The 26,141-nt window shown below is 40.8% G+C and carries 20 protein-coding genes, 18 tRNA genes, 3 rRNA genes and 1 pseudogene; 35 read left to right on the top strand and 7 right to left on the bottom strand.

Annotation, left to right across the window (positions count from 1 at the left end):
* Positions 1-39 precede the first annotated feature (39 nt).
* Genes rlmD through GL301_RS08745 form a run of 3 tightly spaced genes read left to right on the top strand, consistent with a single transcriptional unit; the run spans position 40 to position 2,217 of the window.
* Positions 40-1,419 carry a 23S rRNA (uracil(1939)-C(5))-methyltransferase RlmD gene (rlmD, locus tag GL301_RS08755; protein WP_003726636.1) on the top strand — a complete coding sequence of 460 codons (1,380 nt, stop codon included), beginning with the start codon at positions 40-42 and terminating at the stop codon, positions 1,417-1,419.
* 14 nt (positions 1,420-1,433) lie between these two features.
* Positions 1,434-1,835, top strand: a complete 402-nt coding sequence (fosX, locus tag GL301_RS08750) for a fosfomycin resistance hydrolase FosX (protein WP_003726635.1) — start codon at positions 1,434-1,436, stop codon at positions 1,833-1,835.
* A gap of 28 nt (positions 1,836-1,863) precedes the next feature.
* On the top strand, positions 1,864-2,217 hold the full coding sequence (locus GL301_RS08745; protein ID WP_003726634.1) for a hypothetical protein: 354 nt from the start codon (positions 1,864-1,866) through the stop codon (positions 2,215-2,217).
* Between the two features lie 39 nt (positions 2,218-2,256).
* Here the strand turns inward: GL301_RS08745 and GL301_RS08740 are convergent, their stop codons facing one another.
* On the bottom strand, positions 2,257-2,463 hold the full coding sequence (locus GL301_RS08740) for a hypothetical protein (protein ID WP_003724102.1): 207 nt from the start codon (positions 2,461-2,463) through the stop codon (positions 2,257-2,259).
* Positions 2,464-2,490: 27 nt separating this feature from the next.
* Entirely contained in the window at positions 2,491-3,393 is a 903-nt protein-coding gene (locus tag GL301_RS08735) for a methyl-accepting chemotaxis protein (RefSeq protein ID WP_003726633.1), read from the bottom strand.
* Positions 3,394-3,582: 189 nt separating this feature from the next.
* Here GL301_RS08735 and GL301_RS08730 point away from each other — a divergent pair, with 189 nt between their 5' ends.
* The gene (locus GL301_RS08730; RefSeq protein WP_003740583.1) at positions 3,583-4,125 is read left to right on the top strand and encodes a GNAT family N-acetyltransferase; all 543 of its coding nucleotides are present in this window, start codon (positions 3,583-3,585) and stop codon (positions 4,123-4,125) included.
* A gap of 44 nt (positions 4,126-4,169) precedes the next feature.
* On the opposite strand, the gene GL301_RS08725 is transcribed toward GL301_RS08730, so the two are convergent.
* Complete coding sequence (locus GL301_RS08725) at positions 4,170-5,135, bottom strand: cation diffusion facilitator family transporter (RefSeq protein WP_003728258.1); 966 nt, start codon at positions 5,133-5,135, stop codon at positions 4,170-4,172.
* A 207-nt stretch (positions 5,136-5,342) separates the two neighbouring features.
* On the opposite strand from GL301_RS08725, the gene GL301_RS08720 reads away from it, so the two are divergent.
* Positions 5,343-6,017 carry a VanZ family protein gene (locus GL301_RS08720; protein WP_003728259.1) on the top strand — a complete coding sequence of 225 codons (675 nt, stop codon included), beginning with the start codon at positions 5,343-5,345 and terminating at the stop codon, positions 6,015-6,017.
* 26 nt (positions 6,018-6,043) lie between these two features.
* Positions 6,044-8,641: a bifunctional lysylphosphatidylglycerol flippase/synthetase MprF gene (gene mprF / locus GL301_RS08715; protein ID WP_003728260.1), complete on the top strand. Its 2,598-nt coding sequence runs from the start codon at positions 6,044-6,046 to the stop codon at positions 8,639-8,641.
* A gap of 20 nt (positions 8,642-8,661) precedes the next feature.
* Here mprF and GL301_RS08710 read toward each other — a convergent pair.
* A pseudogene (locus GL301_RS08710) lies at positions 8,662-9,563 on the bottom strand (TIGR01777 family oxidoreductase).
* A gap of 97 nt (positions 9,564-9,660) precedes the next feature.
* On the opposite strand from GL301_RS08710, the gene recX reads away from it, so the two are divergent.
* From recX to GL301_RS08695, 3 genes are read left to right on the top strand one after another with little or no spacing between them, the layout of a single operon-like run.
* Positions 9,661-10,470: a recombination regulator RecX gene (recX, locus tag GL301_RS08705; protein WP_003726282.1), complete on the top strand. Its 810-nt coding sequence runs from the start codon at positions 9,661-9,663 to the stop codon at positions 10,468-10,470.
* A gap of 1 nt (position 10,471) precedes the next feature.
* Positions 10,472-10,705, top strand: a complete 234-nt coding sequence (locus tag GL301_RS08700; RefSeq protein ID WP_003726281.1) for a YfhJ family protein — start codon at positions 10,472-10,474, stop codon at positions 10,703-10,705.
* Between the two features lie 11 nt (positions 10,706-10,716).
* A complete protein-coding gene (locus GL301_RS08695; protein ID WP_003742351.1) occupies positions 10,717-11,178 on the top strand; it encodes a dCTP deaminase/dUTPase family protein in 462 nt (153 codons plus the stop codon).
* Between the two features lie 28 nt (positions 11,179-11,206).
* Here GL301_RS08695 and GL301_RS08690 read toward each other — a convergent pair whose 3' ends face one another.
* Positions 11,207-12,187: a metal-dependent hydrolase gene (locus GL301_RS08690; protein WP_003728262.1), complete on the bottom strand. Its 981-nt coding sequence runs from the start codon at positions 12,185-12,187 to the stop codon at positions 11,207-11,209.
* A gap of 199 nt (positions 12,188-12,386) precedes the next feature.
* Here GL301_RS08690 and mutY point away from each other — a divergent pair, with 199 nt between their 5' ends.
* From mutY to ntdP, 3 genes are all read left to right on the top strand, one after another.
* Positions 12,387-13,484: an A/G-specific adenine glycosylase gene (mutY, locus tag GL301_RS08685; protein ID WP_074384940.1), complete on the top strand. Its 1,098-nt coding sequence runs from the start codon at positions 12,387-12,389 to the stop codon at positions 13,482-13,484.
* 3 nt (positions 13,485-13,487) lie between these two features.
* On the top strand, positions 13,488-14,234 hold the full coding sequence (gene fabL / locus GL301_RS08680; RefSeq protein ID WP_003728265.1) for an enoyl-[acyl-carrier-protein] reductase FabL: 747 nt from the start codon (positions 13,488-13,490) through the stop codon (positions 14,232-14,234).
* Between the two features lie 154 nt (positions 14,235-14,388).
* On the top strand, positions 14,389-14,916 hold the full coding sequence (gene ntdP / locus GL301_RS08675) for a nucleoside tri-diphosphate phosphatase (protein ID WP_003723875.1): 528 nt from the start codon (positions 14,389-14,391) through the stop codon (positions 14,914-14,916).
* Positions 14,917-14,957: 41 nt separating this feature from the next.
* On the opposite strand, the gene GL301_RS08670 is transcribed toward ntdP, so the two are convergent.
* Positions 14,958-16,046, bottom strand: a complete 1,089-nt coding sequence (locus GL301_RS08670; RefSeq protein ID WP_003723874.1) for an aromatic acid exporter family protein — start codon at positions 16,044-16,046, stop codon at positions 14,958-14,960.
* A gap of 105 nt (positions 16,047-16,151) precedes the next feature.
* Positions 16,152-17,450 carry a glutamate-1-semialdehyde 2,1-aminomutase gene (locus tag GL301_RS08665; protein WP_003728266.1) on the bottom strand — a complete coding sequence of 433 codons (1,299 nt, stop codon included), beginning with the start codon at positions 17,448-17,450 and terminating at the stop codon, positions 16,152-16,154.
* A 144-nt stretch (positions 17,451-17,594) separates the two neighbouring features.
* Between GL301_RS08665 and GL301_RS08660 the strand changes: the two genes are divergently transcribed.
* The 23 genes from GL301_RS08660 to GL301_RS08550 all read left to right on the top strand — a co-directional run bounded on the left by GL301_RS08660 (position 17,595) and on the right by GL301_RS08550 (position 26,139).
* Positions 17,595-18,536 carry an NAD(P)-dependent oxidoreductase gene (locus GL301_RS08660; RefSeq protein ID WP_003731154.1) on the top strand — a complete coding sequence of 314 codons (942 nt, stop codon included), beginning with the start codon at positions 17,595-17,597 and terminating at the stop codon, positions 18,534-18,536.
* 82 nt (positions 18,537-18,618) lie between these two features.
* Positions 18,619-19,065: a peroxide-responsive transcriptional repressor PerR gene (gene perR, locus GL301_RS08655; RefSeq protein ID WP_003726274.1), complete on the top strand. Its 447-nt coding sequence runs from the start codon at positions 18,619-18,621 to the stop codon at positions 19,063-19,065.
* 454 nt (positions 19,066-19,519) lie between these two features.
* Positions 19,520-21,069: ribosomal RNA gene (locus GL301_RS08650) — 16S ribosomal RNA — on the top strand.
* 246 nt (positions 21,070-21,315) lie between these two features.
* Positions 21,316-24,247: ribosomal RNA gene (locus GL301_RS08645) — 23S ribosomal RNA — on the top strand.
* Positions 24,248-24,324: 77 nt separating this feature from the next.
* Positions 24,325-24,440, top strand: a 5S ribosomal RNA gene (rrf, locus tag GL301_RS08640).
* Together the 16S, 23S and 5S rRNA genes with 18 tRNA genes alongside form the textbook arrangement of a ribosomal RNA operon.
* Positions 24,441-24,449: 9 nt before the next feature.
* Positions 24,450-24,522: transfer RNA gene (locus GL301_RS08635), tRNA-Val, on the top strand.
* Between the two features lie 8 nt (positions 24,523-24,530).
* A tRNA-Thr gene (locus GL301_RS08630) sits at positions 24,531-24,606 on the top strand.
* A 40-nt stretch (positions 24,607-24,646) separates the two neighbouring features.
* Positions 24,647-24,719: transfer RNA gene (locus tag GL301_RS08625), tRNA-Lys, on the top strand.
* 5 nt (positions 24,720-24,724) lie between these two features.
* A tRNA-Leu gene (locus GL301_RS08620) sits at positions 24,725-24,806 on the top strand.
* Positions 24,807-24,821: 15 nt separating this feature from the next.
* Positions 24,822-24,896 (top strand) — tRNA-Gly (locus tag GL301_RS08615).
* A gap of 14 nt (positions 24,897-24,910) precedes the next feature.
* Positions 24,911-24,996, top strand: a tRNA-Leu gene (locus GL301_RS08610).
* A 9-nt stretch (positions 24,997-25,005) separates the two neighbouring features.
* Positions 25,006-25,079 (top strand) — tRNA-Arg (locus tag GL301_RS08605).
* Between the two features lie 10 nt (positions 25,080-25,089).
* Positions 25,090-25,163, top strand: a tRNA-Pro gene (locus tag GL301_RS08600).
* Positions 25,164-25,185: 22 nt separating this feature from the next.
* Positions 25,186-25,258: transfer RNA gene (locus tag GL301_RS08595), tRNA-Ala, on the top strand.
* 42 nt (positions 25,259-25,300) lie between these two features.
* A tRNA-Met gene (locus tag GL301_RS08590) sits at positions 25,301-25,374 on the top strand.
* 11 nt (positions 25,375-25,385) lie between these two features.
* Positions 25,386-25,459: transfer RNA gene (locus tag GL301_RS08585), tRNA-Ile, on the top strand.
* 22 nt (positions 25,460-25,481) lie between these two features.
* Positions 25,482-25,571: transfer RNA gene (locus GL301_RS08580), tRNA-Ser, on the top strand.
* A 42-nt stretch (positions 25,572-25,613) separates the two neighbouring features.
* Positions 25,614-25,687, top strand: a tRNA-Met gene (locus GL301_RS08575).
* A gap of 4 nt (positions 25,688-25,691) precedes the next feature.
* A tRNA-Asp gene (locus tag GL301_RS08570) sits at positions 25,692-25,767 on the top strand.
* 4 nt (positions 25,768-25,771) lie between these two features.
* Positions 25,772-25,844: transfer RNA gene (locus tag GL301_RS08565), tRNA-Phe, on the top strand.
* A 28-nt stretch (positions 25,845-25,872) separates the two neighbouring features.
* Positions 25,873-25,945, top strand: a tRNA-His gene (locus GL301_RS08560).
* Positions 25,946-25,969: 24 nt separating this feature from the next.
* Positions 25,970-26,040, top strand: a tRNA-Gly gene (locus tag GL301_RS08555).
* 25 nt (positions 26,041-26,065) lie between these two features.
* Positions 26,066-26,139: transfer RNA gene (locus tag GL301_RS08550), tRNA-Ile, on the top strand.
* Positions 26,140-26,141 lie beyond the last annotated feature (2 nt).

Here is a 26,141-nt window from a genome sequence, read left to right as displayed (position 1 = left end):
GTTAGTATTAATGAAGACTTGGAATGATGGAGGAAAATAATGAATCAAAATCCAGTAGAAGAAGGACAAAAATTCCCGCTAACTATTCGGCGCATGGGAATCAACGGGGAAGGAATCGGCTACTTTAAAAAAGCAGTTGTATTTGTACCTGGCGCAATTACCGGTGAAGAAGTAGTTGTCGAAGCGGTCAAAGTTCGCGATCGTTTCACCGAAGCAAAATTAAATAAAATTCGTAAAAAATCTCCAAACCGAGTTACCGCACCTTGCCCAGTTTACGAGGCGTGTGGTGGTTGCCAGTTGCAACATGTGGCCTATAGCGCCCAACTTGAACTAAAAAGAGATATTGTTATTCAATCAATCGAAAAACATACAAAAATCGATCCAACCAAATTAAAAATCCGCCCAACAATCGGAATGGAAGACCCATGGCGTTACCGTAATAAAAGCCAATTCCAAACAAGAATGGTAGGCAGTGGTCAAGTCGAAACAGGGCTTTTCGGTGCCAATTCTCACCAACTTGTTCCAATTGAAGATTGTATCGTCCAACAACCCGTTACCATCAAAGTAACGAATTTTGTTCGCGACTTACTAGAAAAATACGGCGTGCCAATTTATGATGAAAAAGCTGGCAGTGGTATCGTCCGAACTATCGTCGTTCGTACTGGCGTGAAAACCGGCGAAACACAGCTCGTTTTCATTACAAATAGTAAAAAGTTACCTAAAAAACGCGAAATGCTTGCAGAAATCGAAGCAGCTCTTCCGGAAGTCACTTCGATTATGCAAAACGTGAATCAAGCAAAATCCTCACTTATTTTCGGTGACGAAACGTTCCTTTTAGCAGGAAAAGAAAGTATTGAAGAGAAATTAATGGAACTAGAATTCGATCTATCTGCTCGTGCCTTTTTCCAATTAAACCCGTTCCAAACAGAGCGACTTTATCAAGAAGTCGAAAAAGCACTCGTACTAACAGGCAGTGAAACACTAGTAGATGCTTATTGCGGTGTTGGAACAATCGGCCAAGCTTTTGCCGGAAAAGTAAAAGAAGTTCGTGGTATGGATATTATTCCAGAATCCATTGAAGACGCTAAACGAAACGCCGAGAAGAATGGCATCGAAAATGTTTATTATGAAGTTGGGAAAGCAGAAGACGTATTACCAAAATGGGTAAATGAAGGTTTCCGCCCAGACGCAGTCATCGTTGACCCACCAAGAAGCGGCTGTGACCAAGGCCTAATAAAATCATTACTAGATGTGGAAGCAAAACAACTTGTTTATGTATCCTGTAATCCATCCACATTAGCACGTGACTTAGCTTTACTCGCGAAGAAATATCGCATTCGCTATATGCAACCCGTCGATATGTTCCCGCAAACAGCTCACGTGGAAACTGTAGTACTCTTGCAGTTAAAAGATAAATAAAGGACTGGTGGTACATGATTTCAGGATTAAGCCATATCACTTTAATTGTGAAAGATTTGAATAAAACAACTGCTTTCTTACAGAATATTTTTAATGCAGAAGAAATCTATTCTAGTGGCGACAAAACATTTTCGCTTTCCAAAGAAAAATTTTTTCTAATAGCTGGTTTGTGGATTTGCATTATGGAAGGAGATTCTTTACAAGAGCGAACTTACAATCATATTGCTTTCCAAATTCAATCCGAGGAAGTGGATGAATATACTGAGCGGATTAAAGCTCTCGGTGTGGAAATGAAACCAGAACGTCCCAGAGTCCAAGGTGAAGGACGTTCCATTTATTTTTATGATTTTGATAATCATCTGTTTGAATTACACGCTGGTACATTAGAAGAACGCTTAAAAAGGTATCACGAATAGAAATAACACCTAATAGGAGGAAACAAACATGAAAAAACTATTTGATGAAACGAATGAATTTGAAGCAAAGTACTACCGAACTATTTGGTACGGCTACATCGACAATGAATTCGCGCCAGAATTAAGTGATGAAATAAAACAACTCATTCAAAGCGACCTTACAGAAAAAACAGCAAATCCAATCGAAGCAACTCACTGGGTTTTTTATAGCGAAACCCAAGCAGGGGACGCAATTGGTGATAAAGTCCGCTCTTCCATTATGGTTCGCCACCGGGATAATAAGTTTGTCGTCCATTACAACGTGAGCGATTTCCAATTTGTTACTGTATTTGATGTGGCAACCGCCTTTAAAGACCAATTAGAACAAGCATTGAATGCGTAAATAAAAAATCCCGTCTATTTTTATAGACGGGATTTTCGTTCATCCAAGTTCTTTCCAGTGCCAATTACCAATATGTAAACCTTGGTTCATTTCACTAGATGTAAAACTATCGGCTCTAGCTTCTGTTTTTGCTCGTGTTAATGAAGTCGCACTTCCAAAACTATTTGCGGTTTCATAATGGTATTCTTGGTTGTTCAAACGGATAATAATGGCACGACCAGAAGGATGTTTTCCAATAAGTTTCAAGGTTTCTTCGCTCCTTTTTTCAGTCGGTTAAATCATTTTTGTGAAAGCACCGGCATTTTGATCCAAGGCAGTAGAGGCAGATTCAATTTGGCTAAAGTCTTCTAAAGATAAAATAAGCACTTCTTGGCTTTCCTCGACTTTTGCTTCGACACGTTCCGTACCACTTGAGATAGTATTAATTTCTTGCGTGATACCGTTGACACTTTTTTCCACTTCTTTAATTGCTTCTTCTACACGACTCGAAAGTTTACGAACTTCTTCCGCTACAACACTAAATCCACGTCCGGCGTCACCAGCACGTGCTGCCTCAATCGCTGCATTTAAGGCAAGTAAATTAGTCTGAGAAGCAATACCGTTAATTGTATTAATAATGCCGTGAATATTTTGGGCTTCTGTTTGCAAATCGTGAAGTGTATCGGTATTTTCATTGGATTCTTTCGTGATTGATTTCACGAGTTCAAGGAGAGCTTCACTGCGCGTTTTTCCAACACTGGAATGTTCTTTTAAATTTGTAGCCATGCTTTTTAAACCAGATGCAAAGTCATGAACCGTTTCTTCTCTTCTCGTAATATCTGTAGCGATTTTGGCTACTCCAACGACCGTATCTTCACGTATAATCGGGATATAAGTCGCTTCAAACCAAACACGTTCACCGCGTGCATTTTTTCGTTCAATTTTATTTTGAAATTTTTGCCCAGCAAGCAAATTTGTCCACATTGCTTTATAGCTTGCACTTTGGACAAAATCAGGAAAGCATAAGTCCGGGTGGGATAAAGTCAACATTTCTTCTTCTGAGTATCCCATTGCCTCCGCGAAAAGGGCATTAGCATAAGTTACTTTTTTATTAGTATCAAAACGAATTATTGCCACGTTTTGAAGTAAACCATCGAGAAGGAGAGTTGCGTCTTCTGTTTCCGCATTAACATTCATTAAAAAAACCTCCATTTTTTAGAAAAATAATATAAAAACAACCAACATCAACATAATAACACACATGTATTCGTAATGGGAAGTTTATTTTTTAATAAAATGGGTATATAGAAAAATTAAGCTTAGCAGTGATACTTGCAATCACATCAGAACAATCTTATAATTTAGAAAAATGCGGGAGGGATAAGGATGCGGATTACGGGGGAACGGATTTACTTAAGACCTTTTCAAATAACAGATGCCAATCAAAAACTAGCTTTTCATTTAGCGAATAAAGCTTTTTTTGAAGGTTATTCTATGGAGCGGGATGATCGTTTTTATACGATAAAAGAACAGCAATCGCTTATTTCACGATTAGAAGATTTCGCTGCGAGTGATGTGGAGTACTATTATGGGATTTTCCTCCATGATACGGATGAACTTATTGGTACGATTAATTTATTTAGTATTTTGCGGGAATCTTTACAATCTGCGTTTATTGGTTATTTTCTGGATAAAGAGCATAATGGAAATGGTTATGCAACCGAGGCAGTGGAGTTGATAGTAGATTTTGGTTTTGACATTCTTGGCCTGCACCGAATTGAGGCAGGAGTAATGCCGAAAAATGAACGTTCCAAACAAGTCCTTTTAAAAGCTGGCTTCCATTTAGAAGGGCTCGCAGTACAAAATGTCCGCATAAATGGAAATTGGGAAGATCATCAAGTCCTAGCAATTATTAATCCTGGAGACTAAAAAAAGCCAAGTGTCGCAGTCCGCGCACTTGGCTTTTTCTATTTTTAACGTCCGTCCCCATATTCCCAGTTACGGATGGCATCATCTTCATCAAATGAAATAAGTACATCAGCAACACCGCGTAATTTTCCGATACTTTCTTCCAAACGGTCTTTAATATCATCCACTTCAGCGAGGGTGAGCATGGGATCTAATTCCACTTCCACATCGACATGGAAAACATCGCCTTCTTTAAGAACGGTTAGAACTTGAATATCGCGCACATCAGGATCACTCATTACGAGCTGACCGACAGTTAAATGCATACTTTGATCTGATTCGCCAATAACTCCAGCCGCATTGTCCAAAAAGACTTTACCAACGACGATAAACATCATTGCACCAATTAACATGGATGCAATACCTTCTGCTTGATGGAAAGGGGTAAAGTGAGAAATAATAACCGCAATCATCGCAAGAAGTCCACCACCAGTTGCAACGGAATCTTCCAAGAATACGAGTTTGGTTGCAGCTTTTGCTTTACCTAGATTTAGGATACTGTCTTTAAATAAGCGAAGTCCTTTTGATTCTAAGCCAACATCGTGCGCAATCTCATGCATTGCTTTTACTAAAACAGAAAATTCTAGCACGGTACAAAGTAGGAGCACAGTAAGGTTTATAAGGAAACCAGTGGAACTTGTTGGATGGATAATATGCGCAAAACCTTCACGAATCGTCTCAAAAGCCATTATCCCAACAACAATGACAGCACCAAGTAGCACTAAGTTAACCATTCGCCCGAAACCATGTGGAAAGCGTTTTGTTGGCCGTTTTTTACTTAAAGCAGAGCCGATGAAAACAAAAAATTGATTTGCTGCATCTCCAAGACTATGTAACGTTTCCGCGAACATGGCGATATTTCCTGTAAAAAAATAAGTAATACCTTTAATAATAGAAACAACGGTGTTAACAAGAGCCGCTGTTAAGGCGGATTTGTTACCTTCTTTTAATAACCCTAATAATTCTTTCATCCTAGTCTCCTCCACAAATATCATTAAGAAATTGTAGCACTTTTTTTACCAAAAAGAAAATAAGAACCCGAAAGCCTTACAGAAGCTTGCAAAAATGTAAGCACAAACAAGCTTTCTTTTCATTTTTATATCTGCTAAACTGATACTAGGAGCTTATTCAGAGAGTCTGAGAGCTGATTTTGAAACGGAAGGCGTTGGAATACGAGAATGCAGGTCCAAAAATGCCGTTTTTTTGTGTTGTTATTGCCAGCGTTATATCTCTTGTACGGGATTTCGCTTGCATTACAATTTGGGAATAACGCAGATTTAATCAATACCATTGCAAATAGTTGCTTACTTTTTTTAGCAACCATCATACTAACCAACATGGCGAGACTAAAGAATTGGATAGACTTTATATGGTTTTGCGTTTTTATTCTATATATAATTATCTTATTACACCTTGTGGCTTACATAGCTGTTGGGGATTTCGTAAACAGTACTTATACTGGGAATTTCCATATTCAAAAAGAAATGATTAACTTAATACCTTTTACCACCATAGAAAATACATTTCAGCAAACATTACCAACGATGCCTACTATTATTCAAATTTTAGGGAATGTTTTATTGTTATGTCCACTGTCTTTCTTCATGCTTTACTTTAAAATAACAAGCACTGCGGGAAAAACATTATTAGTCATATTCTTAACATCTTGCGGCATCGAACTACTTCAATTTGCGCAAACAACGATGATTACAGGATTTGAAAGTATATCGCTACCACCAAAGCGTTCTACAGATATAGATGATATCATTTTAAATACGTTAAGTGGATTAATAGGCATTCTACTAGCTTATGCTGTACCATCTGTTAGAAAACGAATCAATAAAAGAAGATGAATGGAAATCGTTAAGGAGACTCTGTTATGAAAGAAAAATTAATGCAAGCCTATGCCTGGTTTCAAAAAAATAGTACCGTCGTAAAAATCGTTTTTATTACTTTTGTGATGGCTTTTGTTATTTTTGAAATTATTAATATTGCGACGGGAATTGACTATCCATCGCTAAAAGAAAATTTAACTTCTCAAAGTCCAGAACAAATATTTATTATGTTTATTGTTGGCTTAATTGCTGTCACTCCAATGCTATTGTATGATTATGTCATCGTTAAGTTGTTGCCTGGAAAGTTTTCCCCAAGTCATGTGATTGCCTCTGGTTGGATTACGAATACATTTACTAATATTGGTGGTTTTGGTGGCGTATTAGGTGCCAGTTTAAGAGCAAGTTTTTACGGAAAAAATGCATCTCATAAAGAAATATTACTCGCTATTTCTAAGATTGCTTTATTTTTAGTATCTGGTTTATCGATTTACTGTTTAGTATCATTAGCCACTTTACTCATTCCAGGATTTGCAAATCATTTTGTTAATTACTGGCCATGGCTTCTTGCGGGTGGTCTTTACTTCCCAATCTTATTTACAATAACGAAATGGAAAAGTAAGTCACTTTTTGTTGATTTACCTATCAAAAGAGAATTAACGTTAATTATCGCCTCTCTTTTGGAGTGGGGCTTCGCTTTTGGATGTTTCGCGATTATTGGTACATTGATGGGAGAACCAGTCGATATCTTCAAAGTGTTCCCATTATTTGTTATCGCTTCGGTAATTGGGATTGCTTCGATGGTACCTGGTGGAGTAGGGACATTTGACGTCGTGATGATTCTGGGACTTAGCCAATTAGGCGTTTCTCAAGAATTAGCGCTCGCTTGGATGCTATTTTACCGAATTTTCTACTATATTATTCCCTTTGTAGTGGGATTACTTTTCTTCGTCCAAAAAGCTGGTAAAAAAGTAAATGACTTTCTTGAAGGGTTACCGCTATTATTTTTACAAAAAGTGGCTCATCGCTTCTTAGTTATTTTTGTTTACGGTTCCGGATTATTGTTGATTTTATCTTCCGCCGTTCCAAACGCCATTTACCATGTGCCTTTCTTATACAAAATTATGCCGTTTAATTTCTTATTCACTTCCCAAATTACCATCGTTGCATTTGGCTTTTTACTACTGGGACTTGCGAGAGGAATTGAATGTAAAACAAAGAAAGCGTATATTATTACAGTAATTGTTCTAGGTTGCGCGATTTTCAACACACTTGCTCGCGTATTTTCGATGAAGCAGGCGATCTTTTTAGGAATTGTGCTATTATGTTTATTCTTAGCTCGAAACGAATTTTACCGAGAAAAACTAGTTTATACATGGAGTAAAGTAATTATTGATAGCATTATTTTCATCGTATGTCTAGCAGGTTACATTGTTATTGGTATTTACAACTCACCAAATATCAAACATTCCAAAGAAATTCCTGACTATTTACGCATTGCCTCAGAACATTTATGGTTAGTTGGTTTTGTTGGCGTATTTATTGCTGTTGTTAGTTTAGTCATTATTTATATTTATTTATCCACAACAAAAGAAAAATTAGGTTCTCCATTTGAAGCTGTCAAAGTACGTGAACATTTAGCGAAATGGGGCGGAAATGAAGTCAGTCATACGATGTTCTTACGAGATAAACTACTTTTTTGGGCGGCTAATGGAGAAGTACTTTTCTCTTACCGAATCATTGCGGACAAAATGGTCATCATGGGCGAACCAACTGGGAATATGGACAAAATGGAAGCAGCGATTGAAGAGGTTATGATGAACGCTGACAGATTTGGCTATCGACCTGTTTTCTATGAAGTTCGAGGCACGATGATTCCATATTTACATGATCACGGATTTGACTTTATCAAGCTTGGAGAGGAAGGTTTTGTCGACGTTCAAAACTTTACAATGAGTGGTAAAAAGAAAAAAGGTGAGCGTGCTCTCATGAATAAATTAGAACGAGAAGGTTATACTTTTGAAATAATAGAACCACCATTCAATCACGAGACTTGGACAACTTTACGAGCAGTTTCTGATGAGTGGCTAGATGGAAGAGAAGAAAAAGGTTTCTCATTAGGATTCTTCGATACGTATTATCTCGAACAAGCTCCGATTGCTATCGCTAAAAACGGAGAAGGTACTGTCGTTGGATTTGCTTCGATGATGCCGTCATATACAGAAGAGATGACTTCGATTGACCTAATGCGTTACTCTAAAGAAGCACCATCAGGTATTATGGATTTCCTTTTCATTAATCTATTCGAAAAAGCTAAAGAAGACGGCTTCCAAACATTTAATGCCGGTATGGCGCCGCTTGCCAATGTTGGAGAAAGTAAATATGCTTTCCTAGGTGAACGATTAGCCGGACTGGTATACCGCTATAGTCAAGGTTTTTACGGCTTCAAAGGATTACGTAATTTTAAATCCAAATATGTTACAGAATGGGAACAAAAATTTGTTGCCTTTAGAAAAAGAAGTTCTATTGCTTTCACCATGTTACAATTAATGATTCTTGTTGGTAAAAAAAGACCACTTGCAAATAGTCAAGTAGTCCTTGATTTCCCGCTTGAAGAAGAAACAAAAAAACCAGATTCTGAGTAAAATCAGAATCTGGTTTTTTATCAATCTAACAAGTCATCTAAAGCTTCTTGTAACGTTTCAAAGCGAAATTCAAAATGGTTACTCATCAGTTTTTCCGGATAAGCACGTTGACTGTCCAAAATAGTCATGGCACGTTCACCTAGAATGAATTTAATAATTTTTTTAGGCACAGGAGTTTTATACGGTTTATGCATTTTTTTCCAAGGCGTTCAGCAAATTTCTTTTCTTGAACAGGATGAGGGGCTGTAAAATTAACAACACCGTTTATTTGTTCGTGGTCAAAAATAAATAAGATTGCCGCCACAACATCATCCACATGGATCCAAGAATACCATTGTCTGCCGTTACCAAAGCGTCCCCCTGTATAAGTTTGGAATAATTTTTCGAAAACAGGGAACGAGCCACCATCAGTCCCAAGTACAAGACCAAAGCGAGCATAAACAACACGAATACCCAAATCACTTGCCGCACTCGCTGTTTTTTCCCATTCATAGACTGTTTTTCCTAAGAAGTTATCTGCGTAATTATTTTCTTCTGTATCGAGATAAATCGTTGACTTGGAGGAAGTGTAGGCTCCAATTGCACTTGCATTAATCCACAATTTTGGTTTTGATTTCATTTTTTTCACAATCGATAAGAGTGCTGAAGTAGCTTCGATGCGGCTATTTACAATCACTTTCTTTCTATCGTAAGTCCATTTTTCATCCATCAAACCAGCACCAGCAAAATTAATACAAACATCCACTGGTAAATCTTCTAAATTCGGCAATTTATCTTCATTTAACCATTCAATATAGTGTACATTTGCGCGGTTTTTTAGCTTTTGTCTTGTTAAAATATAAAGCTCGTGATCAGATTTTTCTAATTCATGCACTAAATGATCACCAATAAAACCTGTTGCGCCTGTAAGTAAGATATGCAATTTTATCACCTCTTCATTGTCCTAACTAGTTTATTCCCTTTTTAGTAGTATTAAAACCAATTTTTGCGGTATGATAGATAGGAGAAGGAGGCGGATTATGAAAATCACGTCCATAAGTGTCCAGCAGAAAAACAAAGAACGCTACAACATTTTTATTGATGAAAAATACAACTTTAGCGTAGACGAAGAGGTTTTAGCCCGCTACCAGCTGATGAAAGGTAAAGTTCTAACCGAGGCCGAAATAGAAGAAATTAAGCAAGCTGATATGGTTCGAAAAGGGCTAAATAAAGCCATCAACTTCTTATCCCACCGTGTTCGCTCGGAAAAAGAAATTCGCGATTATTTAAGAAAGCAAGAAATGGAAGCTTTTGCAATTGACGAGATTTTAAAAAAATTAGCCGACATGGATTATATTAATGATCTCGAATTTGCGGAACTGTATACGAAAACGCAAATCAAAACAACCCTAAAAGGTCCGCGGACCATTGAACGCGAACTAGTCGAAAAAGGACTAACTAGAGAAATAATTACTCAAGTTATCGAAGAATATTCGGATGAAGCTCAGCTAGAAAATGCCACCAAACAAGCAATAAAAATTATGAAGCGAAATAACAAAAGCGCCAAAAAAATGCTTCAACAAAAAATTATCACGGATTTAATCCAAAAAGGCTATACGAGCGAACTAGCCAAAGTAGCCGCTACTGAAGCAACGAGCGAATTGGATGTGGCGGACGAAGCAGAAATTTTACAAAAGCAAATCGAAAAAACAATGCGTAAAAATAAACGCTACAAACCAAGCATTGCCAAACAAAAAACAATCACATCGCTAATGCAGAAAGGTTTTTCTTATGATACAATTCAATCATACCTAACTGAAAATGAAATCAGTTTCGAGGAGGAAGAGTGAATTGTATACGTATTTAGATGAACTAACAGCGGAATTAATGACTAAAAATCCGCATTTAGATAAAGAGCAAGCCTTGTGGTGGATTGAAATGCTTTGGTCAGATTTTGAAAGTTCATATGCTAAAGCAGGTTACCCGTATCGTGGTCCAGAGTACGCGGCAGATTATGTCCGTCAGCAAATCGAGCGCCACGGCAGTTTTTTACACCAAGTAGAACGAAAAGACCCAAACAAATAGGAGTGAACGAATTGAAAGTAAGAGGATTTGAAGTAGTAAATGAAGCAAGCAGAAAATTTCCGGAACAAACAATATCTTTACCAATACGCGGGGACAAAGGTTCGGCCGGCTATGATTTCTTCTCTAATGAAACAGTAACCATCTTACCAGGAGAAAAACACATTTTTTGGACAGATATTAAAAGTTATATGCAGGAAGAGGAGGTTTTGAATATCTATGTCCGTTCTTCCATTGGTATAAAGAAAGGTTTACTTCTGTGTAACGGTACAGGAATTATTGATTCTTCTTATTATAGTAATCCAGGTAATGATGGCAATATTGGGATTGCCATTAAAAACTTCTCCAATGAAGCAGTAGCTATTGAAGCGGGGGAACGTGTTGCTCAAGGCGTATTTCAAAAATACTTAGTTGCAGATACAGATATTATCGCAAACGAATCCCGTGTTGGTGGGGTAGGAAGTACAGGCAGATAAAAAAAGACCCGGGATTCCGGGTCTTTTTTTAAATACTAACAGGTGCTAGTTTTTTGTATAATTTTTCTGTGGAGAAAATCCAACCAGTGTAAGATGAAACAATTTTTAAATCATCATCTAATTTCACCACTGCTACAAATGGATAATGTCCATTGCTACGATAACGTAAATCGGTAAATGTTACATAAGTCCCATCTAGCTTTTCCTCAATGCGCCAGTTGTAAACTTTGGAGAATGAGATAAAAGCAGCTAGATTTTTATCTTTTTTCGCAGAACGGATGATTTCATTATCAGGAACAGGTAATCGGTCAAATTTTTCGTAGATAGAGATGTTGCGTTTGAAAGCTCGACCTACATAGTAATGATCTTTGGTTGTTACCGCCACACGCCACTGGAAGAAGTGGATGGTGGAAGCAATAATGATTTCTTCTGAATCTGGAATTAAGTTTTGAACCGCATGTTTAATCATTCGTTGTGTAACAAATCTCGCCACATAATAAAGTGCCAAAATGACGTAGAGTGTTACAAATGTAGCTAATACAGGAGAACCTAACAACCAAGCCGCAATAGCCACAACATGAGAACCGAAAATGAACCAATCAAAGGTATTGATAAATCCAAATGCGACCCATGTTTCTTTAAACGGTCTGACTGCTTGTGTCCCGTAAGCATTAAAAATATCTACAAAAATGTGTAATCCCACCGCGATAAACGTCCATAACAGTAAATGAATAAATGTTGCTGCTGGGAAAAGTAAATACAAAACAGATGAAATAAGTAATGGCCAAATTGCAAGCATCGGCAAGGAATGTGTTATTCCTCGGTGATTTCTAATATAATCAGCGTTGTTTTTTAATTTTAGTACAGTGTCAATATCTGGAATTTGTGAACCAATAATTGTTGCTGTCATAATACCAATGGCAGCTTGAGAACTTCCGGCAACTACCGGGTCTACGGTTGCTAACGCTCCGAGTGCAATTCCCATTACTACATGTGTGCCAGTATCCAATGACTTTGCCTCCTCTAAAATCGGTCTTAAAAAATACAAGTGGTGCTGCCTGTAAGAGCACAACACTATTCAATCAAGCCAGCATTCGGTATAATAGAAATCGGCTTAAGAATGGGTATACTATTTTATTCCCTGTCTACATTATACTACACATCCGGAGCAACACACATTAGAAATCTATTAGAATTACGAGGGGAAAATGAGAAAAATGAAGAGACTAACTTGGGATGAAACAAAGATAACTGCTTTTCAAGAAGCACTCGTTTCCTGGTATGAAGCGAATAAGCGCGTCTTACCGTGGCGCGAAAATACCGATCCTTACAGAATTTGGGTCTCAGAAATCATGCTTCAACAAACAAAAGTCGACACAGTAATTCCTTATTTTAATCGCTTTATGACTCAATTTCCGACGATGGAAGATTTTGTCCAAGCGGATGAAGCCGATATTTTAAAAGCGTGGGAAGGCTTAGGCTATTATTCTCGTGTCAGAAACCTCCAAACAGCCATGAAGCAAGTGATGGCCGATTTTTCTGGAGAAGTTCCTACCGACTTAACCACTATTTTATCGCTTAAAGGTGTAGGTCCATATACAGCGGGAGCTATCTTGAGTATTGCCTACAACCAAGCTGAACCAGCAGTGGATGGCAATGTTATGCGTGTCATCGCGCGCGTTTTAGAAATTAGTGAAGACATCATGAAAGCGTCCACCCGGAAAATTTTTGAAGAAGTGTTATATCAACTAATTGACAAAGAAAATCCAGCCGCTTTCAACCAAGGTTTAATGGAAATTGGTGCGCTTGTTTGTACACCAACAAAACCAATGTGTATGCTTTGTCCGCTCCAACCGTTTTGCGAAGCGCATAAAAATGGCGTTGAAACGAATTATCCAGTAAAAATAAAAAAAGTGAAAACGAAAACCAAAGAACTATTAAGCATCATTGTTATTTCAGAGGACGGAAAAATTGCCATAGAGAAACGACCAGAAAATGGTTTGCTTGCAAATATGTGGCAATTTCCTACTATTGAAATTTCGAAAAAAGAAAATGAGGAAGTAGCTAAACTACAATTTTTACATAATTATGGCTTAGACGTTTTACTAGAAGACGAACCAATTGCGCATATCAAACACGTTTTTTCTCATTTAGTATGGAAAATGGACATTCGTGTGGCAAAACTTCAGTCAGCAATTCCAAATGAAAATTGGTATTTTGCAACAGAAGAAGAAATGAAGCGACTTGCTTTTCCAGTACCATATCAAAAAATGTGGCAAGCGTGGAAAGATTTTAAGGGGGAATAACAAATGAACAGAGTGGCATTAGTAACAGGAAGTAGTAGAGGACTTGGAAGAGAAATAGCCATCGCACTTGCAAAAGAAGGCTATGATATCGCTGTTAATTTTTCCAGAAATCGCAAAAAAGCAGAAGAAGTACAACAAGAAATTGAACAATTAGGAAGAAAATGCGTTATTTTTAAAGCAAATGTTGGTGACGTGGAAAAAATTAGAGACTTATTTAAAGCTGTAGATGAGGAATTCGGCCGATTAGATATTTTTATTAACAATGCAGCAAGTGGTGTCCTTCGACCATTGATGGAGTTAGAGGAATCACATTGGGATTGGACAATGAATATTAACGCAAAAGCGCTGTTGTTTGCAGGTCAAGAAGCAGCTAAATTAATGCAACGCCATCAAAGCGGGAAAATCATCAGCTTAAGCTCGATTGGCTCGATTCGTTATTTAGAAAATTACACAACAGTTGGTGTTTCAAAAGCGGCGGTAGAATCACTTACTCGGTATTTAGCAGTTGAACTTGCACCTTTTGGCATTGCAGTTAATGCTGTTTCTGGCGGCTTAATTGAAACAGACGCACTAAATCACTTTCCCAATCGTGAAGAATTGTTAAAAGATGCTATAAGTAAAACACCAGCGGGTCGAATGATTGAGCCCAATGACTTAGTAAATGCCGTATTATTCCTTGCGAGCGAAAAAGCAGATATGATTCGCGGGCAAACTATTTTAGTAGATGGCGGCAGAACGCTTTTAGTATAGTAAAACAAAATAGGTAAAAATTAGCTATTTTATGTAAAAAAAGTTCTTTTTTGAGGAAAATATTCCGTTTCAGCACGATATTGTTTTTTTGCAGTCTTGCCTTATGTTATAATAATAATGATTTTGATAGTACATGAGGAAAGTAGGATAAAGGATGTACTTACCCAAAGAGAAAGAAATAATACAAATCAAGAGCTACAAACATAACGGAAAACTTCATCGTACTTGGAAAAAGACAGTGGTGCTTAAATCTACGGAGAATATTATTATCGGCGGAAACGACCACACATTAGTTGTGGAAGCAGACGGACGTAAATGGGTAACGCGCGAACCATCTATCTGCTATTTTCATAGTGATTACTGGTTTAATGTAATTTCCATGATTAGAGAAGACGGCATTTATCATTACTGCAATCTAGGGACACCATTTGCAGTAGATGAACAAGCGCTTAAGTACATTGACTATGACCTCGATATTAAGGTTTTCCCAGATGGAAGGTTTCATTTGCTTGATGAGGGCGAATACGAACAACACCGTCGCCAAATGAAGTACCCAGACTCAATTGACCGGATACTTCGACATAATGTGGATGTGTTAAGCCACTGGATTTTGGACAAAAAAGGTCCGTTTTCCCCTGACTACATTGACATTTGGTATGAAAAGTACAAAGAATACCGTTAAAAAAACGAGCTTTGGAGTCTATCTCCAAGCTCGTTTTTTGTTTATTCTTCATTGACATTAATATCAATTTGGTTTTCTTTCGTGTGTCTGAGTTTAAAACTATGAATTAATTTTTCTAAATAGTCGATTGTCTCTTGGTAAGCAAAAACAGAGGCAATAATACGCATTAAATGGTATTTATCCATCATATCCTCATACTCATCTTTTTCTGTTTCTCTCATCTCACGCAAGAAAAGCTGCATCAAATCTTGGGGATCCTGTGCTAAATGCGACTCTACATATTCAAGATCAATCGAAACTTTATCGATGTATGTCAGTAAAAGTTGTTCATGTTTATCCGTTAAGTAATCGATATGTTGTCTGATTAACTCTTGCTTATCTGGAGGCAGTTGCAAATAATCATTTTCATAGCGATGTTGGATTTTTAAAAGCTCAAAACCTTTTTGAGAACAAAGCAACATTTGCCTATATACAGCAATTTTCCGCCCTTTTGAAATGGCATTTTTCTTTAAAAAAGTACGCTCTTCTCTGTATAAACCATATAAGTTACGCGTTTGATTTAACTGTTTTTGCATCCACTCCATATCTTTTTTTAGAAGAGGGAAGTCCGCAGCATGACGCAAGTTTAATTTAATCCAACGAACGATTTCACTATTCGTATTATAAATTAACTGAAACAATGAAACTTCATATTTCGGTGGTAAAAAGAATAGATTGACAATAAATGCCGCAAGTAAACCTAACATAATTGTCCCAAAACGAATAAGTGCGATTTCTAAAAAGTCATTACCAGGAGAATCCATTACAATAATGAGTGTCACGACTGCAAGGCCAATCGTATTCTCCAAGCGGAATTGCATTAATAAAGCAACACAGATAATCGAAGCGACACCAATTAAAATAAAATCATTACCAATATAAAGTCCAAAAATAATTGCAATGATGGCTCCAATTACGTTCCCTTGCGCCCGTTCTAAAATAGTTCGATAGGACCTATAAATAGAAGGTTGGATAGCAAAAACGGCGGAAATGCCTGCCAGAGATGGAGAAGGTGAATTGCAAAGTTGAGCGATAAAAAGCGCCAATGTGATTGCAATACCAGTTTTCAAAATTCTAGCTCCGAATTTCATGGAAGGTTATTCCTTTCTATAGACTATTTGAGCGGGATTTTTAAGTTTTCCCGCTCATTCTTCTTCTATTATAACGTTTCTCACCAGTTTATAAAGTAATATTACCTAGTTATCTTGAACCATTTTTCCAAAAACAGTATCAACTGCTTGGATTGTTTCTAAAATATCAGCTTCCGAGTGTGCGGAAGTGATGAACCATGCTTCATATTTAGAAGGCGCCAAATTAATGCCTTCCTCTAGCATTCCTTTAAAGAAACGACCGAATAACTCGCCATTTGTAGCGCCAGCCTCAGCATAATTAGTCACAGGATCTTCCGTAAAGTAAACAGTTAGAGCACCGACAATTTGGTTAACCGTAACAGCAATGCCGTGTTTTAGCGCGGCTTTTTCAATGCCATCTTTCAGCATCGAGCCATATTTTTCAAAGCGCTCATACAGTCCTTCTTCTTGTAAAACTTCGAGACAAGCAATTCCTGAAAGAATAGATGCCGGATTCCCCGCATGCGTCCCAGCCTGATAAGCCGGTCCGAGTGGTGCTACTTTTTCCATGATATCAATCCGACCACCGTAAGCACCAATCGGAAGCCCGCCACCAATAATTTTACCCATAGCAGTCAAATCTGGAATAACACCTAAATAGTTCTGCGCGCCGCCGTACATAAAACGGAAAGCCGTAATAACTTCATCATAAATTACTAAAGAACCATTGGCATGTGCGAGTTCATTAACAGCTTCTAAAAAACCATCTTCTGGCGCAACCATTCCAAAATTCCCAACAATAGGTTCTACTAAAACAGCAGCAACTTGATCACCCCAAACAGCTAATGCTTCTTTAAAAGATGCAAAATCATTAAATGGGACAGTAATAACTTCTTCTGCGGTTGATTTCGTTACCCCAGCGGAGTCTGGAATGCCAAGCGTAGAAGGTCCAGAACCAGCTTCCACGAGTACTAAATCAAAGTGGCCGTGGTAACACCCAGCGAATTTAATGATTTTATCTCTGCCTGTATAAGCGCGAGCGACACGAATCGTTGTCATAACAGCTTCCGTCCCGGAATTTGTAAAACGGACCTTCTCAAGTGAAGGAATGGCCTCTTTTAACATTTTCGCAAAAGTGATTTCGTGTTTAGTAGGTGTTCCGTACAAAACACCATTTTGCGCAGCTTTTGTAATTGCTTCTGTAATATGAGGATGTGCATGTCCAGTAATGATTGGTCCAAACGCAGCTAAGTAGTCAATATACTTATTCCCATCCACATCATAAAAATAAGCGCCGCTAGCCCGTTCCATTGTTACAGGAATTCCGCCGCCAACCCCTTTATTTGACCTAGATGGGCTATTAACCCCGCCAACTATATGTAAAAGTGCTTCATCATGCAATTTTTTTGACATAGAATGATCCATTTCGTCATCTCCTCAAAATTTTAATACCTCTTATATTCTATGCGAAAAAATAAGATGCCGCAATCCAAAAAACAATTTAATTGCCGTTAAATGAAAAAAAGCATAAAATTAGTATATAGCTAAAGAGAGGAAGTGTGGCGCAAAATGAACATTTTATTTACATTAGATGTCCCAGAACATTTACAGACTTTGCAAGCAGAGAAATTTCCAGAGGATACTTTTTATTATGAGAGCAATGATCATTTTGCCAATTTAGCGGAGATAGATATCATCGTCACATACGGATCTAACATTACTGAAGCCAAAATTAAACAAGCAAGCAATTTAAAATTTATCATGGTTTTTTCTGCGGGAGTAGATAGTTTGCCGAGGGAAATAATTCAAGAAAGAAAAATTAAAGTTGCTAATGTACGTGGAATCCACGCTGTGCCAATGGGGGAATACGCGCTATCTTTCATGTTATCACACGTAAAAAAAGCCACTTTCTTCTATCGAATGCAAAAAGAAAGAAATTGGGCAAGCGAAGAACCAATTACAGAATTAGCTGGAAAAACTTTGGTAGTAGCTGGAACTGGAGCCATTGGAGCAAAAGTGGCCGAGTTCGCTCAAGCATTTGATATGGAAATTATAGGTGTTAATACAACTGGACATCCTGTGAAGCCCTTTAGTAAAACATATGCCATGTCCGATATCGAAAAAGTGGCTCCATTAGCAGATTTTTTTGTTAGTGTTTTACCTCATACAGACAAAACAACAGCTATTTATTCCTTATCATTTTTCCGGAAAATGAAAGATAATGCAGTTTTTATCAATATAGGAAGAGGTAGCGCAGTTGAATTAAAGGTTTTAGAACAAGCATCAAAAGAGCAATTAATAAACCATTTTTATTTAGATGTTGTACCTGAAGAGCCACTTTCCGAAGACAATTATTTATGGGAAGCAAGTAACGTTACTATCACACCTCATGTATCTGGACATTCGGATAAATATTTAGAACGTAGCTTTAAGATTTGGTTTGAAAATATCAAACATCTAAAAGAAAATACCAAATTACGGAATGAAATTGATTTGAATAAAGGTTATTAAGCTATAAATTCTGCCATTCTATTGACAGTTAAGCGTTATTTCCGGTATTATAAAGATAATAATTATTTTTGGAAGGGAGTGCATGGCGGTGTCTAATGCAACTCTAAAAGAGGCAGTAGATGTCTTAAAGAAAACAGGAGTAAGAATCACTCCTCAGCGTCATGCTATACTTGAATTCTTAATTAACTCACATACACACCCAACCGCGGATGATATTTATCGGGCTTTAGAAGGAAACTTCCCTAACATGAGCGTAGCAACTGTATATAATAATTTACGCGTTTTCCGGGATGCTGGTCTAATTAAAGAATTATCCTATGGCGATGCATCTAGTCGATTTGATTTTTCTACATCTAATCATTACCACGCAATTTGTAATGTGTGTGGAAAAATAGTTGATTTTCAATATCCAGGTTTAGATGAAGTAGAACATTTCGCAGCACATATGACCGGATATGAAATAGATAATCACAGACTGGAAGTATATGGTATATGTCCAGCCTGTAAAGAAAAACAATCAAATAATTAATCAAAACACTTAGCCTAGCTAGGTGTTTTTTTGTGTTTTTTGCAATTTTTTTCATTTTTATTTAATTTTATGCATAATTCGGTTGACATATATCTCAAAACTTGATATATTAGTTTTCGGCGCTACGATAGCAGCGATTTAAATGAATTTTATTCATAAAATAAATTCAAAAAGTTGTTGACAGATAGTTGCTGAAATGATATGATTTAAAAGTCGCAAAAAACAAACGAAAACATTCGCATAACAAGCATGAAAGCGACTAACTGACCTTTGAAAACTGAACAAAGAAGAAGACGAAAAGCAATGAGACGTAAAGTCTCACTGGTAATCGCAGGGCAGAAAACAGAAAGCTGTTTTCAACAAAACAAACTAGTAATTTAATTGCTAGCGAAGTCAATTTGACGCAAGGAATCTTATTCACGGTGTTGAATAAGTATTCAAATTCAATTTATATTTTAAAGAGAGTTTGATCCTGGCTCAGGACGAACGCTGGCGGCGTGCCTAATACATGCAAGTCGAACGAACGGAGGAAGAGCTTGCTCTTCCAAAGTTAGTGGCGGACGGGTGAGTAACACGTGGGCAACCTGCCTGTAAGTTGGGGATAACTCCGGGAAACCGGGGCTAATACCGAATGATAAAGTGTGGCGCATGCCATGCTTTTGAAAGATGGTTTCGGCTATCGCTTACAGATGGGCCCGCGGTGCATTAGCTAGTTGGTAGGGTAATGGCCTACCAAGGCAACGATGCATAGCCGACCTGAGAGGGTGATCGGCCACACTGGGACTGAGACACGGCCCAGACTCCTACGGGAGGCAGCAGTAGGGAATCTTCCGCAATGGACGAAAGTCTGACGGAGCAACGCCGCGTGTATGAAGAAGGTTTTCGGATCGTAAAGTACTGTTGTTAGAGAAGAACAAGGATAAGAGTAACTGCTTGTCCCTTGACGGTATCTAACCAGAAAGCCACGGCTAACTACGTGCCAGCAGCCGCGGTAATACGTAGGTGGCAAGCGTTGTCCGGATTTATTGGGCGTAAAGCGCGCGCAGGCGGTCTTTTAAGTCTGATGTGAAAGCCCCCGGCTTAACCGGGGAGGGTCATTGGAAACTGGAAGACTGGAGTGCAGAAGAGGAGAGTGGAATTCCACGTGTAGCGGTGAAATGCGTAGATATGTGGAGGAACACCAGTGGCGAAGGCGACTCTCTGGTCTGTAACTGACGCTGAGGCGCGAAAGCGTGGGGAGCAAACAGGATTAGATACCCTGGTAGTCCACGCCGTAAACGATGAGTGCTAAGTGTTAGGGGGTTTCCGCCCCTTAGTGCTGCAGCTAACGCATTAAGCACTCCGCCTGGGGAGTACGACCGCAAGGTTGAAACTCAAAGGAATTGACGGGGGCCCGCACAAGCGGTGGAGCATGTGGTTTAATTCGAAGCAACGCGAAGAACCTTACCAGGTCTTGACATCCTTTGACCACTCTGGAGACAGAGCTTTCCCTTCGGGGACAAAGTGACAGGTGGTGCATGGTTGTCGTCAGCTCGTGTCGTGAGATGTTGGGTTAAGTCCCGCAACGAGCGCAACCCTTGATTTTAGTTGCCAGCATTTAGTTGGGCACTCTAAAGTGACTGCCGGTGCAAGCCGGAGGAAGGTGGGGATGACGTCAAATCATCATGCCCCTTATGACCTGGGCTACACACGTGCTACAATGGATAGTACAAAGGGTCGCGAAGCCGCGAGGTGGAGCTAATCCCATAAAACTATTCTCAGTTCGGATTGTAGGCTGCAACTCGCCTACATGAAGCCGGAATCGCTAGTAATCGTGGATCAGCATGCCACGGTGAATACGTTCCCGGGCCTTGTACACACCGCCCGTCACACCACGAGAGTTTGTAACACCCGAAGTCGGTAGGGTAACCTTTATGGAGCCAGCCGCCGAAGGTGGGACAGATAATTGGGGTGAAGTCGTAACAAGGTAGCCGTATCGGAAGGTGCGGCTGGATCACCTCCTTTCTAAGGAAAAGGAAACCTGTGAGTTTTCGTTCTTCTCTATTTGTTCAGTTTTGAGAGGTTAGTACTTCTCAGTATGTTTGTTCTTTGAAAACTAGATAAGAAAGTTAGTAAAGTTAGCATAGATAATTTATTATTTATGACACAAGTAACCGAGAATCATCTGAAAGTGAATCTTTCATCTGATTGGAAGTATCATCGCTGATACGGAAAATCAGAAAAACAACCTTTACTTCGTAGAAGTAAATTGGTTAAGTTAGAAAGGGCGCACGGTGGATGCCTTGGCACTAGGAGCCGAAGAAGGACGGGACTAACACCGATATGCTTTGGGGAGCTGTACGTAAGCGTTGATCCAGAGATTTCCGAATGGGGGAACCCACTATCTTTAGTCGGATAGTATCCTTACGTGAATACATAGCGTGAGGAAGGCAGACCCAGGGAACTGAAACATCTAAGTACCTGGAGGAAGAGAAAGAAAAATCGATTTCCTGAGTAGCGGCGAGCGAAACGGAAAGAGCCCAAACCAAGAAGCTTGCTTCTTGGGGTTGTAGGACACTCTATACGGAGTTACAAAAGAAAGTTATAAATGAAGCGGTCTGGAAAGGCCCGCCAAAGACGGTAACAGCCCGGTAGTTGAAATGGCTTTCCCTCCAGAGTGGATCCTGAGTACGGCGGAACACGTGAAATTCCGTCGGAATCCGGGAGGACCATCTCCCAAGGCTAAATACTCCCTAGTGACCGATAGTGAACCAGTACCGTGAGGGAAAGGTGAAAAGCACCCCGGAAGGGGAGTGAAACAGTTCCTGAAACCGTGTGCCTACAAGTAGTTAGAGCCCGTTAATGGGTGATAGCGTGCCTTTTGTAGAATGAACCGGCGAGTTACGATTTGTTGCAAGGTTAAGCGGAAAAAGCGGAGCCGTAGCGAAAGCGAGTCTGAATAGGGCGCATAAGTAACAGGTCGTAGACCCGAAACCAGGTGATCTACCCATGTCCAGGATGAAGGTAAGGTAATACTTACTGGAGGTCCGAACCCACGCACGTTGAAAAGTGCGGGGATGAGGTGTGGGTAGCGGAGAAATTCCAATCGAACTTGGAGATAGCTGGTTCTCTCCGAAATAGCTTTAGGGCTAGCCTCGAGGTAAAGAGTCATGGAGGTAGAGCACTGTTTGGACTAGGGGCCCTTCTCGGGTTACCGAATTCAGATAAACTCCGAATGCCATGTACTTATACTCGGGAGTCAGACTGCGAGTGATAAGATCCGTAGTCGAAAGGGAAACAGCCCAGACCACCAGTTAAGGTCCCCAAATATATGTTAAGTGGAAAAGGATGTGGGGTTGCTTAGACAACCAGGATGTTGGCTTAGAAGCAGCCACCATTGAAAGAGTGCGTAATAGCTCACTGGTCGAGTGACCCCGCGCCGAAAATGTACCGGGGCTAAACATATTACCGAAACTGTGGATGAACCTCTTTAGAGGTTCGTGGTAGGAGAGCGTTCTAAGGGCGGTGAAGTCAGACCGGAAGGACTGGTGGAGCGCTTAGAAGTGAGAATGCCGGTATGAGTAGCGAAAGAAGGGTGAGAATCCCTTCCACCGAATATCTAAGGTTTCCTGAGGAAGGCTCGTCCGCTCAGGGTTAGTCGGGACCTAAGCCGAGGCCGATAGGCGTAGGCGATGGACAACAGGTAGAGATTCCTGTACCAGTGCTAATTGTTTAACCGATGGGGTGACACAGAAGGATAGGGAATCGCACGAATGGAAATGTGCGTCCAAGCAGTGAGTGTGAGAAGTAGGCAAATCCGCTTCTCGCGAAGCATGAGCTGTGATGGGGAAGGAAATTAAGTACGGAAGTTCCTGATTTCACGCTGTCAAGAAAAGCCTCTAGGAAGAGTAGTACTGCCCGTACCGCAAACCGACACAGGTAGATGAGGAGAGAATCCTAAGGTGAGCGAGAGAACTCTCGTTAAGGAACTCGGCAAAATGACCCCGTAACTTCGGGAGAAGGGGTGCTCTATTAGGGTGCAAGCCCGAGAGAGCCGCAGTGAATAGGCCCAGGCGACTGTTTAGCAAAAACACAGGTCTCTGCAAAACCGTAAGGTGACGTATAGGGGCTGACGCCTGCCCGGTGCTGGAAGGTTAAGAGGAGTGCTTAGCTTCGGCGAAGGTACGAATTGAAGCCCCAGTAAACGGCGGCCGTAACTATAACGGTCCTAAGGTAGCGAAATTCCTTGTCGGGTAAGTTCCGACCCGCACGAAAGGCGCAACGATCTGGGCACTGTCTCAACGAGAGACTCGGTGAAATTATAGTACCTGTGAAGATGCAGGTTACCCGCGACAGGACGGAAAGACCCCGTGGAGCTTTACTGCAACCTGATATGGAATGTTTGTACCGCTTGTACAGGATAGGTAGGAGCCGAAGAGACGTGTGCGCTAGCATACGAGGAGGCAATGGTGGGATACTACCCTGGCTGTATGACCATTCTAACCCGCCACGCTTAGCGCGTGGGGAGACAGTGTCAGGTGGGCAGTTTGACTGGGGCGGTCGCCTCCTAAAGAGTAACGGAGGCGCCCAAAGGTTCCCTCAGAATGGATGGAAATCATTCGCAGAGTGTAAAGGCACAAGGGAGCTTGACTGCGAGACTGACAAGTCGAGCAGGGACGAAAGTCGGGCTTAGTGATCCGGTGGTTCCGCATGGAAGGGCCATCGCTCAACGGATAAAAGCTACCCCGGGGATAACAGGCTTATCTCCCCCAAGAGTCCACATCGACGGGGAGGTTTGGCACCTCGATGTCGGCTCGTCGCATCCTGGGGCTGTAGTCGGTCCCAAGGGTTGGGCTGTTCGCCCATTAAAGCGGCACGCGAGCTGGGTTCAGAACGTCGTGAGACAGTTCGGTCCCTATCCGTCGCGGGCGCAGGAAATTTGAGAGGAGCTGTCCTTAGTACGAGAGGACCGGGATGGACACACCGCTGGTGTACCAGTTGTTCCGCCAGGAGCATCGCTGGGTAGCTATGTGTGGCAGGGATAAACGCTGAAAGCATCTAAGCGTGAAGCCCCCCTCAAGATGAGATTTCCCATTTCTTCGGAAAGTAAGATCCCTGAAAGATGATCAGGTAGATAGGTTTGGAGTGGAAGTGTAGCGATACATGGAGCGGACAAATACTAATCGATCGAGGACTTAACCAAAAAATGAAACGAAGTTACCTAACTGAACCCTTTCTTCTCTAGTTTTGAGAGAGCAATCTTTCAACAACTTTATATTGTCTGGTAGTTATGGCGAGAAGGTCACACCCGTTCCCATCCCGAACACGGTAGTTAAGCTTCTCTGCGCCAATGGTAGTTGGGGGCTTCCCCCTGCGAGAGTAGGTCGCTGCCGGGCAGTATTTCTGGAGGTTTAGCTCAGCTGGGAGAGCATCTGCCTTACAAGCAGAGGGTCAGCGGTTCGATCCCGTTAACCTCCATTTTTTATGCCGGCTTAGCTCAGTTGGTAGAGCAACTGATTTGTAATCAGTAGGTCGCGAGTTCGACTCTTGCAGCCGGCACCATTAATATTAACTTTATGATAATACATATTTTTATTGTAGAGAGCCGTTAGCTCAGTTGGTAGAGCATCTGACTTTTAATCAGAGGGTCGCTGGTTCGAACCCAGCACGGCTCACTTTTGCGGGTGTGGCGGAATTGGCAGACGCACCAGATTTAGGATCTGGCGCCGCGAGGCGTGGGGGTTCAAGTCCCTTCACCCGCACTTATTATGGAATATGCGGAAGTAGTTCAGTGGTAGAACATCACCTTGCCAAGGTGGGGGTCGCGGGTTCGAACCCCGTCTTCCGCTCCATATTTTATAGCAACGCCGGGGTGGCGGAACTGGCAGACGCACAGGACTTAAAATCCTGCGGATAGTGATATCCGTACCGGTTCGATTCCGGTCCTCGGCACTTTTATTTGCGCCCATAGCTCAACTGGATAGAGTACTTGACTACGAATCAAGCGGTTAGAGGTTCGACTCCTCTTGGGCGCACTTTATTAAACGGGAAGTAGCTCAGCTTGGTAGAGCACTTGGTTTGGGACCAAGGGGTCGCAGGTTCGAATCCTGTCTTCCCGATAGTTTAATCCCTTATTATTATGGGGCCTTAGCTCAGCTGGGAGAGCGCCTGCTTTGCACGCAGGAGGTCAGCGGTTCGATCCCGCTAGGCTCCACTTGCTTCACATTTAAGTAGAAAATAGTTGCCTTATTATTATGGCGGTGTAGCTCAGCTGGCTAGAGCATTCGGTTCATACCCGAAAGGTCGTGGGTTCGACTCCCTCCGCCGCTATTTTCAATCTTGGACCTTTAGCTCAGTTGGTTAGAGCAGACGGCTCATAACCGTCCGGTCGCAGGTTCGAGTCCTGCAAGGTCCACTTGTCACTTTATTATTATCATGGAGGAATACCCAAGTCTGGCTGAAGGGATCGGTCTTGAAAACCGACAGGCGGGTAATACCGCGCGGGGGTTCGAATCCCTCTTCCTCCGTTTTTCACTTGTGATATGTGGACTAAAATTTAATATTATTGTCGCGGGGTGGAGCAGTCTGGTAGCTCGTCGGGCTCATAACCCGAAGGTCGTAGGTTCAAATCCTGCCCCCGCAATAGTGGTTCCGTGGTGTAGGGGTTAACATGCCTGCCTGTCACGCAGGAGATCGCGGGTTCAAATCCCGTCGGGACCGCCATTATGGCTTGGTAGCTCAGTTGGTAGAGCACTTGATTGAAGCTCAAGGTGTCGGCAGTTCGATTCTGTCCCAAGCCATTCTTTTTTTAAACATTTTTGCCTTATGGCGGATATGGCGAAGTGGTTAACGCACCTGATTGTGGTTCAGGCATTCGTGGGTTCGATTCCCATTATCCGCCCTTTGTTTTTAAAAATTATATTATGCGGGTGTAGTTTAGTGGTAAAACTACAGCCTTCCAAGCTGTTGTCGTGGGTTCGATTCCCATCACCCGCTTTTTACCATGAATATAGTTTTACTGGGGCCTATAGCTCAGCTGGTTAGAGCGCACGCCTGATAAGCGTGAGGTCGATGGTTCGAGTCCATTTAGGCCCATT

Origin of the sequence: Listeria sp. LM90SB2, assembly GCF_028867355.1 — a bacterium.
In the GTDB taxonomy this organism is placed as follows: Bacteria; Bacillota; Bacilli; order Lactobacillales; family Listeriaceae; genus Listeria; species Listeria monocytogenes_B.
The sequence above is the reverse complement of the archived record's forward strand: the minus strand, read 5'-3'. Positions and strand labels throughout refer to the sequence as shown.

What these genes read in the sequence shown, in the direction of transcription:
- rlmD (WP_003726636.1), top strand. Translation starts at nt 40, where the DNA reads ATGAATCAAAATCCAGTAGAAGAAGGACAAAAATTCCCGCTAACTATT.
- fosX (WP_003726635.1), top strand. Translation starts at nt 1,434, where the DNA reads ATGATTTCAGGATTAAGCCATATCACTTTAATTGTGAAAGATTTGAAT.
- GL301_RS08745 (WP_003726634.1), top strand. Translation starts at nt 1,864, where the DNA reads ATGAAAAAACTATTTGATGAAACGAATGAATTTGAAGCAAAGTACTAC.
- GL301_RS08735 (WP_003726633.1), bottom strand. Translation starts at nt 3,393, where the DNA reads ATGAATGTTAATGCGGAAACAGAAGACGCAACTCTCCTTCTCGATGGT.
- GL301_RS08730 (WP_003740583.1), top strand. Translation starts at nt 3,583, where the DNA reads ATGCGGATTACGGGGGAACGGATTTACTTAAGACCTTTTCAAATAACA.
- GL301_RS08725 (WP_003728258.1), bottom strand. Translation starts at nt 5,135, where the DNA reads ATGAAAGAATTATTAGGGTTATTAAAAGAAGGTAACAAATCCGCCTTA.
- GL301_RS08720 (WP_003728259.1), top strand. Translation starts at nt 5,343, where the DNA reads ATGCAGGTCCAAAAATGCCGTTTTTTTGTGTTGTTATTGCCAGCGTTA.
- mprF (WP_003728260.1), top strand. Translation starts at nt 6,044, where the DNA reads ATGAAAGAAAAATTAATGCAAGCCTATGCCTGGTTTCAAAAAAATAGT.
- recX (WP_003726282.1), top strand. Translation starts at nt 9,661, where the DNA reads ATGAAAATCACGTCCATAAGTGTCCAGCAGAAAAACAAAGAACGCTAC.
- mutY (WP_074384940.1), top strand. Translation starts at nt 12,387, where the DNA reads ATGAGAAAAATGAAGAGACTAACTTGGGATGAAACAAAGATAACTGCT.
- fabL (WP_003728265.1), top strand. Translation starts at nt 13,488, where the DNA reads ATGAACAGAGTGGCATTAGTAACAGGAAGTAGTAGAGGACTTGGAAGA.
- ntdP (WP_003723875.1), top strand. Translation starts at nt 14,389, where the DNA reads ATGTACTTACCCAAAGAGAAAGAAATAATACAAATCAAGAGCTACAAA.
- GL301_RS08670 (WP_003723874.1), bottom strand. Translation starts at nt 16,046, where the DNA reads ATGAAATTCGGAGCTAGAATTTTGAAAACTGGTATTGCAATCACATTG.
- GL301_RS08665 (WP_003728266.1), bottom strand. Translation starts at nt 17,450, where the DNA reads ATGGATCATTCTATGTCAAAAAAATTGCATGATGAAGCACTTTTACAT.
- GL301_RS08660 (WP_003731154.1), top strand. Translation starts at nt 17,595, where the DNA reads ATGAACATTTTATTTACATTAGATGTCCCAGAACATTTACAGACTTTG.
- perR (WP_003726274.1), top strand. Translation starts at nt 18,619, where the DNA reads ATGGCGGTGTCTAATGCAACTCTAAAAGAGGCAGTAGATGTCTTAAAG.